The 13766-nt window shown below is 40.0% G+C and carries 16 protein-coding genes and 2 tRNA genes; 11 read left to right on the forward strand and 7 right to left on the reverse strand.

Going from position 1 to position 13766, the window contains the following annotated elements; all coding sequences use genetic code 11:
• Positions 1–51 precede the first annotated feature (51 nt).
• Positions 52–888: a 4Fe-4S binding protein gene (locus tag ACNOGP_RS10400; protein ID WP_418212820.1), complete on the forward strand. Its 837-nt coding sequence runs from the start codon at positions 52–54 to the stop codon at positions 886–888.
• Here ACNOGP_RS10400 and tilS read toward each other — a convergent pair.
• Positions 873–2153, reverse strand: coding sequence for a tRNA lysidine(34) synthetase TilS (gene tilS, locus ACNOGP_RS10405; RefSeq protein WP_418212821.1), 1281 nt, complete (start codon positions 2151–2153; stop codon positions 873–875). The genes ACNOGP_RS10400 and tilS overlap by 16 nt on opposite strands.
• A gap of 164 nt (positions 2154–2317) precedes the next feature.
• Here tilS and feoB point away from each other — a divergent pair, with 164 nt between their 5' ends.
• The 4 genes from feoB to ACNOGP_RS10425 all read left to right on the forward strand — a co-directional run bounded on the left by feoB (position 2318) and on the right by ACNOGP_RS10425 (position 5650).
• Positions 2318–4804, forward strand: a complete 2487-nt coding sequence (gene feoB, locus ACNOGP_RS10410; RefSeq protein WP_418212822.1) for a ferrous iron transport protein B — start codon at positions 2318–2320, stop codon at positions 4802–4804.
• Positions 4801–5016: a hypothetical protein gene (locus ACNOGP_RS10415; protein WP_186968059.1), complete on the forward strand. Its 216-nt coding sequence runs from the start codon at positions 4801–4803 to the stop codon at positions 5014–5016. Before feoB ends, ACNOGP_RS10415 begins: the two co-directional genes overlap by 4 nt.
• 51 nt (positions 5017–5067) lie before the next feature.
• Positions 5068–5142, forward strand: a tRNA-Cys gene (locus tag ACNOGP_RS10420).
• Between the two features lie 139 nt (positions 5143–5281).
• Positions 5282–5650: a hypothetical protein gene (locus ACNOGP_RS10425; protein WP_418212823.1), complete on the forward strand. Its 369-nt coding sequence runs from the start codon at positions 5282–5284 to the stop codon at positions 5648–5650.
• Between the two features lie 211 nt (positions 5651–5861).
• Here ACNOGP_RS10425 and ACNOGP_RS10430 read toward each other — a convergent pair whose 3' ends face one another.
• The gene (locus tag ACNOGP_RS10430) at positions 5862–6104 is read right to left on the reverse strand and encodes a hypothetical protein (RefSeq protein WP_418212824.1); all 243 of its coding nucleotides are present in this window, start codon (positions 6102–6104) and stop codon (positions 5862–5864) included.
• A 135-nt stretch (positions 6105–6239) separates the two neighbouring features.
• Between ACNOGP_RS10430 and ACNOGP_RS10435 the strand changes: the two genes are divergently transcribed.
• The 3 genes from ACNOGP_RS10435 to ACNOGP_RS10445 are packed head-to-tail and all read left to right on the forward strand — an operon-like array spanning position 6240 to position 8433.
• A complete protein-coding gene (locus tag ACNOGP_RS10435; RefSeq protein WP_418212825.1) occupies positions 6240–6902 on the forward strand; it encodes a helix-turn-helix domain-containing protein in 663 nt (220 codons plus the stop codon).
• A gap of 26 nt (positions 6903–6928) precedes the next feature.
• On the forward strand, positions 6929–7669 hold the full coding sequence (locus tag ACNOGP_RS10440) for a Fic family protein (protein WP_418212826.1): 741 nt from the start codon (positions 6929–6931) through the stop codon (positions 7667–7669).
• A gap of 2 nt (positions 7670–7671) precedes the next feature.
• On the forward strand, positions 7672–8433 hold the full coding sequence (locus ACNOGP_RS10445; protein ID WP_418212827.1) for a Fic family protein: 762 nt from the start codon (positions 7672–7674) through the stop codon (positions 8431–8433).
• Positions 8434–8674: 241 nt separating this feature from the next.
• Here ACNOGP_RS10445 and ACNOGP_RS10450 read toward each other — a convergent pair whose 3' ends face one another.
• Complete coding sequence (locus ACNOGP_RS10450) at positions 8675–9157, reverse strand: GNAT family N-acetyltransferase (protein ID WP_418212828.1); 483 nt, start codon at positions 9155–9157, stop codon at positions 8675–8677.
• A gap of 186 nt (positions 9158–9343) precedes the next feature.
• Here ACNOGP_RS10450 and ACNOGP_RS10455 point away from each other — a divergent pair, with 186 nt between their 5' ends.
• Complete coding sequence (locus ACNOGP_RS10455; RefSeq protein WP_418212829.1) at positions 9344–10222, forward strand: DMT family transporter; 879 nt, start codon at positions 9344–9346, stop codon at positions 10220–10222.
• Between the two features lie 64 nt (positions 10223–10286).
• On the opposite strand, the gene ACNOGP_RS10460 is transcribed toward ACNOGP_RS10455, so the two are convergent.
• Positions 10287–10360: transfer RNA gene (locus ACNOGP_RS10460), tRNA-Thr, on the reverse strand.
• 102 nt (positions 10361–10462) lie between these two features.
• On the opposite strand from ACNOGP_RS10460, the gene ACNOGP_RS10465 reads away from it, so the two are divergent.
• Positions 10463–11065, forward strand: coding sequence for a TlpA family protein disulfide reductase (locus ACNOGP_RS10465; protein WP_143866558.1), 603 nt, complete (start codon positions 10463–10465; stop codon positions 11063–11065).
• A gap of 97 nt (positions 11066–11162) precedes the next feature.
• Here ACNOGP_RS10465 and ACNOGP_RS10470 read toward each other — a convergent pair whose 3' ends face one another.
• A complete protein-coding gene (locus ACNOGP_RS10470; protein ID WP_418212830.1) occupies positions 11163–11894 on the reverse strand; it encodes a class I SAM-dependent methyltransferase in 732 nt (243 codons plus the stop codon).
• Between the two features lie 96 nt (positions 11895–11990).
• Here ACNOGP_RS10470 and ACNOGP_RS10475 point away from each other — a divergent pair, with 96 nt between their 5' ends.
• Positions 11991–12176, forward strand: a complete 186-nt coding sequence (locus tag ACNOGP_RS10475) for a hypothetical protein (RefSeq protein ID WP_007758122.1) — start codon at positions 11991–11993, stop codon at positions 12174–12176.
• A gap of 56 nt (positions 12177–12232) precedes the next feature.
• On the opposite strand, the gene ACNOGP_RS10480 is transcribed toward ACNOGP_RS10475, so the two are convergent.
• Positions 12233–12610: a VOC family protein gene (locus ACNOGP_RS10480; RefSeq protein WP_007758123.1), complete on the reverse strand. Its 378-nt coding sequence runs from the start codon at positions 12608–12610 to the stop codon at positions 12233–12235.
• Positions 12611–12623: 13 nt separating this feature from the next.
• Positions 12624–13766: a DUF4468 domain-containing protein gene (locus ACNOGP_RS10485; RefSeq protein ID WP_418212831.1), complete on the reverse strand. Its 1143-nt coding sequence runs from the start codon at positions 13764–13766 to the stop codon at positions 12624–12626.

Consider the following 13766-nt stretch of genomic DNA (forward strand, 5'->3'; position numbering starts at 1 on the left):
ACCGTTTTTTTCCACGTAAAAGTGTATCTTTGCTAGATAAAAGAAAATAGTATGACAGTAAATGAAGCTTATTTAATTTATTTTTCGCCCACCCATACTTCTAAACAAATAGCGGAAGCGATTGTTCAAGGGGCAGGCATAAAAAATATTTTTCCTATAAATGTAACTCAGCAAGCAGCGGAGGAAGTTGTGATTCCTGCATCTGCATTAGCCATTGTGGTAGTTCCTGTATATGGAGGGCATGTCGCTCCTTTGGCGATGGAACGTTTACGGAACATTCGTGGTTTGGATGCTCCTACGGTGTTGGTGGCGGTCTATGGAAATCGGGCTTATGAAAAGGCTTTGATGGAGTTGGACGCTTTTGCCACACCTCATGGAATGAAGGTGATTGCCGGGGCTACTTTTATAGGGGAGCATTCGTATAGTACTGACAAGTATCCGATCTCAGCCGGACGTCCTGATGATTCTGATTTGGCTTTTGCTGCGGATTTTGGGAAAAAAATAATGGAAAAGGTGCAGGTTGCCGAGAATATGGATAAACTTTATCCGGTAGATGTGCGCGCCATCAAACGTCCGAGTCAGCCTTTTTTCCCTTTGTTCCGTTTTTTGAGAAAGGTTATTAAGTTGCGCAAAAGTGGTATACCTCTTCCCCGTACTCCGTGGGTAGAAGATGAGAGTATGTGTACTCATTGTGGATTGTGCGTGACGCGTTGTCCGGTAGGAGCTATAACGAAAGGAGATGAATTGCATACGGATGAGACTAAATGTATCAAATGTTGTGCCTGTGTGAAAGCCTGTACTAAGAAAGCGCGAATCTATGATACTCCTTTTGCAGCTTTGCTGTCTGACTGTTTCAAAAAACAGAAACTTCCTCAGACCATTCTATAGATAATCACCCGTTTAGTTGTTTCGTCAATACGAAAGCGGTTATCTGTTCGTTCACCTATCAACCATGCGATGCGTTCTCCGCAGCAGAGTACCCATTGACGTTCCTTTTGGCTGATAGAAAACTTGCGGTCGGTCAGATAATCGCTTATTTTTTTCTTTCCTTTCATTCCGAAGGGCACAAAGGTGTCACCGGTCTGCCATTTCCGGCAACAGATTTCTTCATTCAGTTTGTCTGCATCGAAACAGGCTGTTTGTTTCTCTTGTGGAATCTGAAAGTCGGAAGTATATTCTTGTTCTTCTCTGATCAGTTGAAAAGGAGGAGTCGCTTTGCTTACAGATTGAACGGCTTCCAATAACAAGAATTCTCTATCTTTTATTATTCTCCATTCTTTACAGCAAAATTGCTTTCCCGGTTGACTGTGGAGCGAACTGGCGATGTCTTTTATTTGTGTAGAGTTGAAGCCTAATGGATGCAACACCTCAAAAAGGATGGCTTCGGGGGCTGGCTCTTTTAGCAGAGAACTGATCCGTATACCTTCTGCTGTAATGATTTTTGTCTTGGCTTCTTCTATATATTTATTATATAGAGTGGCTACATCATTTAAGTAATTGCTGGTTTCTATCAAGTTGTTTTTGACGGACGGATTGATCGTCTGCATGAGTGGAAGAAGGTTGAGGCGTATTTTGTTGCGGGTGTATTCATCTTCCAGATTCGTGCTGTCGGTTACGTATTCCTGTTGGATACTTTGAAGGTAGTGAATGATTTCTTCCCTATTAATACAAAGTAAAGGGCGTACGACTACTCCGTTACGGGGACGGATTCCTAACAAACCGGTGATTCCTGTTCCTCTGATGAGATTCAGCAATATTGTTTCTACGCTGTCATCTTGATGATGGGCGACGGCGATGACATCCGCCTGGCAATCCTTCCTCGTTTTTTCAAACCAATTATAACGTAGTTCACGGGCGGCCATTTCGATGGAAATATGTTTTTCGGTTGCGTGTCGGGTAGTATCAAAATCAATGGTATGCAGGTTTATTTTATATTTTTCGCATAATTGGCGGACGAACTGCTCGTCTCGATTTGATTCTTCACCGCGCAGGTGGAAATTACAATGCGCAGCTTCACAACGGTAACCTGCTGTATGCAGGATGCATAACAATGCAACTGAGTCGGCACCACCGCTCAATGCCACCAGAATCTTATTTTCAGAAGAGAATAAACCTTCTTTTTCTATATATTGTGTAACCCGATGTTGTATCATATTTTGCAAAGATAATGGTTTATTGAAGTATCTCAAGTGAATGTCGCTTGTTTTTAATGGCAGATGGATATTTTGTGGATGAAAATATCTGTTATTTAAAAACAATCTAAATAATTTGCGTGCTCCAAAGTTATGAATTATCTTTGCCGAAAATTTTGAGAGTTATGCGTTTGTCCGAATTAAAAACAGGCGAAAAAGGTGTCATCGTTAAAGTATTGGGGCACGGTGGTTTTCGTAAACGTATTGTGGAGATGGGCTTCATTAAGGGAAAAACGGTTGAAGTGCTGTTGAATGCTCCACTAAGAGATCCCATTAAATATAAGGTTCTAGGTTATGAAATTTCTCTTCGTCGTCAGGAAGCCGAAATGATTGAGGTGGTCAGTGAAGAAGAGGCTAAGAAATTGGCTGAAGAGACTATTTACCACGAGGGACTGCCTGAGGATATTTCTGTAAAAGAAGAAGACATGAAACGGCTGGCGCTGGGTAAACGCCGTACCATTAATGTCGCTTTGGTCGGCAATCCAAACAGTGGCAAGACTTCTTTATTTAATTTAGCTTCCGGTGCTCACGAGCATGTGGGAAATTATAGTGGTGTGACCGTGGACGCCAAAGAAGGGTATTTCGATTTCGAAGGTTATCATTTCCGGATCGTTGATTTACCGGGAACATACTCTTTGTCTGCTTATACACCCGAAGAAATTTATGTCCGTCGCCATATTATCGACGAAACTCCGGATGTCATTATTAATGTGGTGGACTCTTCCAATTTGGAACGGAATTTATATCTGACTACCCAATTGATTGATATGAATGTCCGCATGGTCGTGGCTTTGAATATTTATGATGAATTGGAGAACAGTGGAAATACATTGGACTATCGTTTATTGAGTAAATTGTTCGGAGTGCCTATGGTGCCTACTGTCAGTAAAAAAAATCGTGGATTGGATACCTTGTTTCATGTCGTTATAAATCTTTATGAGGGAGTCGACTTCTTTGATAAACACGGAAATATGAATCCGGAAGTTCTCAAAGATTTGACTGAATGGCATGATTCTTTGGAAGACCGGAAACACCATGAAGAGGAACATCTCGAAGATTATGTGCGGGAACATCGGAAGACCGGACGTGTCTTTCGCCATATTCATATTAATCATGGTCCCGATTTGGAGAGGGCTATTGAGGCTGTGAAAGAGGAAGTATCAAAGAATGAATATATTCGCCATAAATATTCCACTCGTTTTCTTTCTATTAAGTTATTGGAGAATGATCCGGATATAGAACGTTTTGTACGTACTTTGCCGAATGCTGAAAGCATTATCGGTATTCGTGATAAGATGGTGAAACGCATACAGAGCACGATGAATGAAGATTGTGAGTCTGCCATAACAGATGCGAAATACGGTTTCATCAGTGGTGCATTGAAAGAAACATTTACTGATAATCATTTGGAACAGACGCAGACGACCAAAGTGTTGGATGCTATCGTTACTCACCGTATTTGGGGCTATCCTATTTTCTTCCTGTTTATGTATTTGATGTTTGAAGGGACATTTGTACTCGGCGAATATCCCATGATGGGGATTGAATGGCTGGTTGAGCAGATTGGTGATTTGATTCGTAATAATATGTCTGAAGGGCCATTGAAAGATATGCTGGTTGACGGTATCGTTGGCGGAGTAGGAGGTGTGATTGTTTTTCTGCCGAACATCTTGATTCTGTATTTCTGTATATCGTTGATGGAGGACTCCGGATATATGGCACGTGCTGCATTTATAATGGATAAGATCATGCATAAAATGGGGCTGCATGGCAAATCGTTTATTCCGCTCATTATGGGGTTCGGATGTAACGTGCCCGCTATTATGGCTTCCCGTACGATAGAGAATCGAAAAAGTCGGCTTATTACCATGTTGGTTAATCCGTTGATGTCTTGCAGTGCTCGTCTGCCTATCTATTTATTATTGGTAGGAGCATTTTTCCCGAACAATGCGAGTCTGGTCTTGTTGAGTATTTATGCAATAGGTATATTTTTGGCGGTCTTGTTAGCGAGACTGTTTAGTAAGTTTTTGGTGAAAGGGGACGATACTCCGTTTGTGATGGAGCTTCCTCCGTACCGGATGCCGACAGCAAAATCTATCTTCCGTCATACATGGGAGAAAGGGGTGCAATATTTGAAAAAGATGGGAGGAATTATTATGATTGCTTCTATTATCATTTGGTTTCTGGGATACTATCCGAATCATGATGCGTATGAGACGGTAGCCGAACAGCAGGAAAATTCATATATAGGTCAGCTTGGGCGTGCGATAGAACCGGTGATTAAGCCTATGGGGTTTGATTGGAAGCTGGGTATCGGTCTGATTTCGGGAGTAGGAGCGAAAGAGTTGGTGGTAAGTACTTTGGGGGTTTTATATGTGGATGATCCGGAGGCTGATGAGGCTAGTTTGGCTGAACGGATTCCGATAACACCGTTGGTTGCATTCTGCTATATGTTGTTTGTTTTGATTTACTTTCCATGTATTGCGGCATTGGCAGCTATCAAACAGGAATCCGGAAGTTGGAAATGGGCGCTTTTTGCAGCTTGCTATACTACGGTATTGGCATGGATTGTGTCATTTACTGTTTATCAGATTGGAGGATTGTTTGTATGAATAATTGGCAGGAATGGGTAGTGGGAGTACTGGTTGTACTCTGCATTGCCCGATTGGTATATGGTATTTATACTTTTTTTCGTCGTACGCGAGATAGTGGAAATCCTTGTGACAGTTGTGTAAGTGGCTGTGAACTAAAGGATATGATGGAAAAGAAAAGAAAGGAGTGCGGTGTAAAGAAAAAAAGTACAAAGAAAAATTGCTGTGGATAGTTGGTAGTTTCAAAATTTGTACTACCTTTGCAACCGCAAACGAGAAAAGACGGTTCCTTGGATGAGTGGCTTAGTCAGCGGTCTGCAAAACCGTGTACGGCGGTTCGAATCCGCCAGGAACCTCCAAAAGCAAGAAAGGATTAGAAAGAAAATTTCTAATCCTTCTGTTTTTTTAAGTACTTACGTCCTCTGTGGTGGAAGGATTGGAAGAAAAAATTTCATAGTTTTCAGCTTTTGTTTTACAGTAAAACAGCCCAAAATTGTAATGAAAGCTACGATTAAGATTGAGTTGTGCAAGGATTACGCAACCAAAGAAGGCAAACAGATGGTTTGTCTGCGTTACACTGCTTACCGTCGTTCTACTTTAATTAGTATGAACATAGCAGTTTACCCCAAACATTGGAACAAGGTATCGAACATGGTACGTGGTTCTGAACCTCGTTGTTACTACTACAACAAAATCACCAGTGAAGTTGATCAGAAGGCAGATACGATAGTAATGGAGAACTTCTTTACATCGTTGCCTATCCCTCAATTCTTGGAACGCCTGAAAGATAAACATCACGGCAATACCTATACCAACGGAAAGGGTAAAGCAGATAGCAGAAGCAATGTAGTCTGTCGGATAATTTAGGCAGGCTTTTGTTTCGCTTATTATTTCCCGTATCGGTTTAGGGAAAACGGAGATAGGAAAACTATCTTTTTGTTGATCAGGCATATTATCAGGGGTTATCATGTCAATTCATTTACAAGGTAACGCCCCATCCGGGAAGTGTAACTTTACTTTCTCGTGTGGTGGATGAAAAAGAAACCTGCATATTCAACTTTTTGTTTAGCAATCGGCTTTACTTGTTATTATATTCTTTAATAGAACTCTCAAAAATCCGATTATCGGCAGTCGCTTTCAGTACGCCTGCTGCAACAAGGTTTGAAATATTTTTGTGAGAACGTCCCATCATTCTCGCCACTTGGTTAATACTATAAGTCTTTTCAACACTCGCTTCAGGCAGTTGCGGCAACTTCTTATTCAACACTCTCTCCATTATCTTTTCGATAACGGCTTCTGTAGTTACAATCACTGTTTCCATCTTTTCTTTCTGATTAGAATTTTCGTTTATATTGTTAGAACTAAATTTTATTTCTTATCTTTGTGGCTGCTAATATAGAAAGAATATATTAAGGCTAAATTATTTATTTAGTATTTAACTTTTAAATACAATCTTATGGTTCATCTTGAAAGAATAAAAGAGTTGTGCGAAAAGAAGAACGTGACAATGAAACAGGCTGCTGTTGAACTGGGCATGACGGAGCAGAGTTTGCATAAAATCATCAAAGCGAACTCTACCAAGATAGATACGCTGCTAACTATAGCTCAATACTTTAATGTAGAGCCTGCCTATTTCTTTGATAACTACTCTCCTAATATAGAGAATAGCATATGTATTGATAAAGGAGAGTTGGAAGGATTACTGAAAAAGGTAATAGCCTATTCGATTCACGGCTTCGGGATGGTAAAACTCGAATGGGATGCCCAAGAACAAAAGTTTAATTCATACTTCGATATACTAAAGAAACAGTATAGTCCTGATGCTGCGGATTTGAAATATATTTCCTCGTTGTTAGAATCGGAAATTACGATAACAGATAAAACCACCCCGAAAGATGTGGCAAGGGTATTGATGTCTAAAGATGAATTCGACTTTACGTCTACCTACTACTATGGTATCCGAAAGATGGAAGCACAAGAAGAACTACAGAAACTTATGTCTTTTTTGGATAAGCACAATATTCCTGTTACGGATTCTATCAAGAAGGATATTGATGAACTGAAAGGTAGGGTTAAGTATTATGAGGGGAAAAGTATTATAGGGAACAATAAAATCTAACCATAGGCTACAATTGTTTTATGATTATGGAACAGATATTAAATAAGGAACAGCAGGAAAAAGCGCAATTCATTTTGAATCATCCTTTAGCTAAGCTATCGGATTTGCGCTCAAATGAAATAAAAGATTTGGCGGTAGTGTGGTGCTACTATTCAGGTAAGATTGAAGGTAATACCTATACTTATGTGGAAACAGAAGCATTGCTCAAAGATGGTATTACTTCCGAAAAGAAGTATGAAGATGCTAAGATGTTGAAAAACCTATATAATACTTTTATTTCCGAAGTGGAGTATATCAATAAAGGGAAGAATCAAGAAGTGATTGATGAACGTACTTTGTTTAGGGTGCATCAATCTATATCTACGGGATTGGTTTCCGATGAAGAATCGGGCTATTTAAGAACAAGAGCCGTCCGTATCAGCGGTACGGAATATATTCCCCCGAAGGACTTGCACGATATTCGGGCTAAGTTGAATGAAATACTTTATCAGCAGGAGCAATATACCAATCCATTGGAGCGGGCTGTTTATCTTCATTGCAACATAGCTAAGCTGCAACCTTTCATTGATGGAAACAAACGTACTTCCCGAATGGTGGAAAGCATTGCTTTAATGAACGCTGACATTATCCCCGTCTATTCCTCCAAAGATGCCGATATACTGAACTACAGGAAAAGACTGATTGCCTTTTACGAAACAGGCGATTATTCTCCTTATGCCGATTACTTTCTGAATAAGCAAGTGGAACGAATTAAAGAAATAGAGTAACCATGAATGAAGATATTAAGGAATTACTGAATGAAGTGGATGTGCTCAAAGATCAACTATCGATTTTGCGTCCACTCCCCGAAGAAGCCTTGAAGAAGATTCAAGATGCTTTGGATATTGAATATACTTATGAGAGTAATCGTATAGAAGGCAATACACTTACCTTGCAGGAGACTGCCCTTGTAGTAAACGAAGGTGTTACGATTTCGGGAAAGTCGATGCGTGAACACTTGGAAGCTATCAATCATACCGAAGCCATCAGTTATATTAAGGATATTGCCAAACAGGACATAGAGATAAGTGAGCGTACCATTAAAGAGATACATGCTCTTATTCTTCATGGCATAGACCGCGAGAATGCCGGAAGATATCGTACCGTTCCCGTTATGATTTCAGGTAGTACGCATATGCCACCACAACCTTATCTGATAGAGAAGCAGATGGAAGATTTCATGCTCCGTTTTAGGCAAATGGAAGAAGAAAAAGTGCATCCCGTACTCGTAGCTGCTTATTTGCATGATGAGCTGGTGCGTATTCATCCATTTATTGACGGTAATGGTCGTACTTCCCGACTGTTGATGAACTTATACCTTCTTCGCAATGGCTACGTTATTATTACCCTGAAAGGTAGTAACGATGCCAAAATCAATTATTACAAGGCATTGGAAAAGTCACACACGGAACATCTGACGGAAGACTTTCAGCAGTTGGTTGTTGAAGCGGAGATAACTGCCTTGCAAAAGTATTTGTCTATTATGGCTTAAAGAAGAAATAGAATAAATCTTTCCATTTTTTCTTTGCAGATCAAAATTATCAGTTTAATCTTTGTGATTATTAATAAATGATTTAAACAGAATGTTTGTTTTGCAATTGTTTTACAGTAGCGAAGCTAAAGAGATTCTAATTAATTGTAAATAAAAGGATTATCTTGGTGGTTTAAAATCCGCCAGAAACCTCCAAATTGGGGAAGGATTAGAAAGTAATTTCTAGTCCTTCTTTGTTTTTTTAAGCATTCAAGGTCTTTTGCATCCAAAAATTAGTCAGACTTAATTTATTAGCCTGTCGTTTCTGCTCCTTTTCCGCAGTATACCCTTGTCTTTCGAAGAATGGGCGGGCAGTTAAACTCACTTCTGATGTAATTCGTTCCATTCCCTGTTCAATAGCATATCGTTCTATTTCTTTCAAAAGTATAGTCGCAATGCCTTTACCTTGAAAGTCTTTGTGAACGAACATTGAATGTAGATATCCTTGCGAAGTGATAGAAGAGAAACCTACGATTTGTAATTGCTGGTCAACGGCAACAATAAAGTAATGGGTTTCTATCATTTTCTCTATTTTAGAAAGATCATTTCCGCATGAAGCCCAGTCTTCAACTTCTTCCTGTGAATAATCACGTCTGTTTATTATAAGTACGGTATTTTTGTACAAATCTCTTAGTTCAACACTGTCGGATTGTCGGGCTGTTCTGATCGTAAAGTTCGTTTTCATATTGCATCTCAAATTCATTTTTCCTATATTAGTCGTCGCAAATATAGGAAAATAAACAATACAGTCTATCATGCCATAAAGAAGAAAATAAAGTCAATCTTTCCATTTTATCTTTGCACTTAAAGAAATATCAGTCTATCTTTGTAGTTGTAAATAAACGATTAAAACAGAATAGTTAAAAACCTCATGAATCGCATAAAAGGTATACTCTATGCGGCAGTATCTTCCTCCACTTTTGGGCTGGCTCCGTTCTTTTCCATCACTTTGTTAATGATTGGATTTTCAGCTTTTGAAGTACTTTCCTATCGTTGGGGGGTAGCATCAATTGTGCTGACTGTGTTAGGCTTATTTTCCGGGTGTAAATTCCGCTTGTCCGTAAAAGACTTCAAAGTTGTCTTTGGCTTAAGCCTATTGCGGGCGATCACTTCATTCAGTCTGATTATTGCCTATCAAAATATAGCCAGTGGTGTGGCTTCCACCATTCATTTTATGTATCCGTTGGTGGTTGCTCTGGCAATGATGTTTTTCTTTCGGGAGAAGAAGTCGCTTTGGGTGCTATTTGCTGTTTTGATATCTTTGTTAGGTGCGGCTCTGCTTTCATTAGGAGAGTTGGACGCAAATAATGGTAATGCGATGGTTGGCTTAGTGGCAGCTTGTGTTTCTGTACTCTCATATGCGGGGTATATCATCGGAGTGCGGACCACACGAGCTGTGAGAATTAATTCTACTGTATTGACTTGCTATGTCATGGGGCTGGGAACTCTTTTTTATCTGATAGGTGCTTTTACCACTTCCGGTTTTCGTTTGGTAACAGACGGATATATATGGCTGATTATTCTAGGACTTGCATTACCGGCTACGGCTATTTCCAATATCACTTTAGTACAGGCAATAAAGTATGCAGGGCCTACTTTGACATCTATTTTGGGTGCTATGGAACCGTTGACAGCCGTCGTGATCGGTGTTTTTGTATTTGAGGAGTTTTTCACTGTCAACAGTGTTATTGGGATTATCCTGATTTTGATAGCTGTTAGCTTGGTTGTATTCCGAAAGCAAAAAAACTAGAAAAGAATTTTCTTTAATGAAAGAAGCTGCTTATCGGTATGATAAACAGCTTTCTACTTTGAAGAGCCTCTTGTCGGATTCGAACCAACGACCCCGAGATTACAAATCACGTGCTCTGGCCAACTGAGCTAAAGAGGCGTTATTTTCTTTTGCGGGTGCAAAGGTATGAATTTATTTTAAAAATGCAAATACGTCATGTGCTTTTTTTATATTTGCAATCTCACTAATGATTATACGAAGATGAAAAAGAAAATTATGAATGTGTGTGGTATGGCTTTCTTAGCCATAAGTGTATTGGCGTGCTCCGGTCAGAAAAAAGGAGCGACGGATACTGTGGTTTCGGCAGATAGTACAAAAGTGATTGCTGATGTAATGACTTCGGAAGCAGATAGTACAGGATATATTGTTCGGGTAGGAGAGACAGCTCCGGATTTTACAATCACACTGACTGATGGAAAACAAATGAGTCTGTCTTCTCTCCGTGGCAAGGTCGTAATGTTGCAGTTTACAGCAAGTTGGTGCGGTGTTTGTCGTAAAGAAATGCCGTTCATAGAAAAAGATATTTGGTTGAAGCATAAAGATAATGCGGAATTTGCATTGATCGGCATTGACCGTGATGAGCCACTTGATAAAGTCCTTGCTTTTGCCAAATCTACCGGAATCACTTATCCGTTGGGATTAGATCCGGGAGCTGATATTTTTGCAAAGTATGCTTTGCGCGACTCCGGAATAACAAGGAACGTATTGATAGATAAAGAGGGAAAAATAGTAAAACTAACTCGTTTGTATAATGAAGAAGAATTTGCTTCTTTGGTGCAAATGATTAATGAAATGCTGAAATAAATAGAGGATTTATAAAAAGGGGAATGAGGGTATGTTGAAATGCAAACTTACGCTGATTATGATTCATTACGACATACCCCGTGTTTTTGTGAATTTTCTAAGCAAGGCTGAGTTTTACCAGGTAATCGTAGTGTTTTCCTTCTTTTACCAATTCAGCTTTGAAACCGTATTCGGAAGCATATAAGTTAAGTGTTTGGAAATCTACATATAACCAATCGAAAGTATCTCCTTTTATATCCTTATATTGCATCTGAAAATCAATTTCTCCGTAATAATCTCCTGCCAAGTCGATAACTATACTTCCGTCTTCTTCTTCAAAAAGATAACGTAAGTCGCTTGAATCCATCAGTATACACCCTTTAGGACGGAGCATGCGCTTCATTCGTTGGAAAAAATCCGGCATATTATTTAGTTTTCCGATAATGCCGGAACCATTCATTAGCATTAAAATCGTATCGAACGTCTCATCGAATGTTTCGTCAAACAGATTGGTAAGACGAACATCATTTACTCCACGTTGTTTCATTACTTCGACAGATAGCGGAGAAATATCAATGGCACACACCTCCTTTTCCATCGCTTGGAGGGCCAAGGCATGACATCCACTTCCTGCTCCTACATCCAATATCCGTCCTGTAGCCATTTCTAAGGCTGTGCGTTCCAATGCGGGCATAGATTGAATCGTACGGAATAACTCTTTGACAGGAATTTCATCCTCCTCAAATTGAGAAGAAAATACTCGTAAGCGATCGGCTTTGTGATGAGTGAAATAATCATAAATAGCGGCTCCCATCGGATCCTTTTCTGCAGGAAGAATTGTTGTTGCCATTAGTGGTTACGTATTGTTTTGGTTGGCAAAGATAAATAAATCCGTAGAAAAGGATTATATTTGTAGCCGGAAAAGTGAATATTAATAAATGATTGTATGAGTATAGAAGAAGCAATACAGGGCGGAATCGTCTTTAAAGGCAAGAAAGATAAGCCTAAGGAAGAGGAAAAGGTGAAAACGAAAGCGAAGAAAGCAACCTATATTCGTGGACAGCATGGTTCGGGTGCCGCAAAGATGAAAGCAGATATCCGGAGAAAAAGGGCAAATCGACATAAAAAATAAGTCTATCATAAAAAAGACGGGGCAGAATGATTATCCTGCCCCGTCTTTTTATATACTTACTTTTGTGGAAGTATCTCAATCCAATAGTCATCCGGGTCATTGATGAAATACAGCCCCATAGCTGTATTCTCGAAACATACACAATTCATTTCTTTATGATAAGCTCTGATGGCATCATAGTCACCGGCCACCCGAAAACAAAGATGACTTTCATTCTCTCCAAGTTCATATGGAGCGGCATGATCTTTTAGCCATGTCAGTTCCAGAAGAAATCCTGTTTCATTGTCTGTTAGGTAAACCAGCGTGAACGAACCGTCGGAAGCCTCTTTTCGATGGTGTTCTTTCAAACCGAGCGCTTTTTCATAAAAGGCAATACTCCGTTCCAAGTCCGTGACATTGATATTGAAATGGTCAAATTTACTTTTTATTTCCATTGTTGTAATCTTATTATTTTTTCATTAAGAGCTTCACAATCTCTCCGACGTATGTGCGGGGTTGTCCGGCTTGTGGAGTAGTCTGTGAAGGCAATTTCTTACATTCTATAACAGCCGAAGGAGTTGTTTGGTTCGGAGCATAGAGTTTCAGCGTATAATTGTCCGCTTTTTCTATGGCGTCATAAGACTGATCGGGGGAAAGAGTACAGTAAGCTACAGCCTTACCGGACTGGTATCCCAACGCACCACCAGCGTTTGCAGTCATATTGGTCATGTTAAACTCGTCTTTTCCGATACTGATAACCAGCTTGCCACTTCCCATCAGAGCATATACCTCACCCGGAATTTGCTTCAAGTCAATTTCTACGTAACCCGGCATATCCGATGAAGCTTTACCAACCGGAGTAGCGGGGGTAAGAGTGGCGGCAGGAACTGTATTGGCAGGTTCGGCAGTCGTCACCTTTATATCGGTCTTTTTATCTGCGCCGCCAATGACAATCGGACCTGCGGCTGCGACAATTGACGGAGTTGTCTTCTCTTCCTCTTTTTTCTTCTTTTCGGCTTTAGGACGAGTATCCGGTGCTCCGAAAGCGACGGCTACATCCATAAATATATCATCTGCGAAGTCTACCGTTTTTCTACGCCATTTAGCCAGACCACGTACCAACTTGGTCTTTGCCTTATTAAGCGCATATTTATCGGTAATCCATTCTTCTGCCTTATATTTTTCTGTTTCGCGATAAGTAAAACGGATTTTTTCCAGTTCTACCAGGCAGTTACCGGGTTTACAGGTAACGGTAATCTGGTAATTGATGAGTGTACGGTCTAACGACAAAGCACTGGAACTGAAAACAATCCATTCTTCGCCGATACCGGCAACCGTACCTTTAGCTTCATCGGAGAAGACTACCCGGCTTTCAATATTCTTATTCTCTTTCAAGCGTTCTTGCATCCATTTCATAATAGTGTCGTAGATTTGCGCCTGACTCATTCCCGGAATTTGAAATTCTTTGGAAAATACGACCTTACCATCAACTTCAGGAACGGCGCCTGTAAGGTATCTGGTGTCGTCTCTTTTTTCTTTTGCAGATTCTGCCTTCATTGCCACCGGCAATGCAAGAAGCAGGGTAAGAAACAGAATTGTAAATTTATTCAT

It is taken from the genome of Bacteroides difficilis, from assembly GCF_048319815.1.
Classification (GTDB): Bacteria; Bacteroidota; Bacteroidia; order Bacteroidales; family Bacteroidaceae; genus Bacteroides; species Bacteroides zhangwenhongii.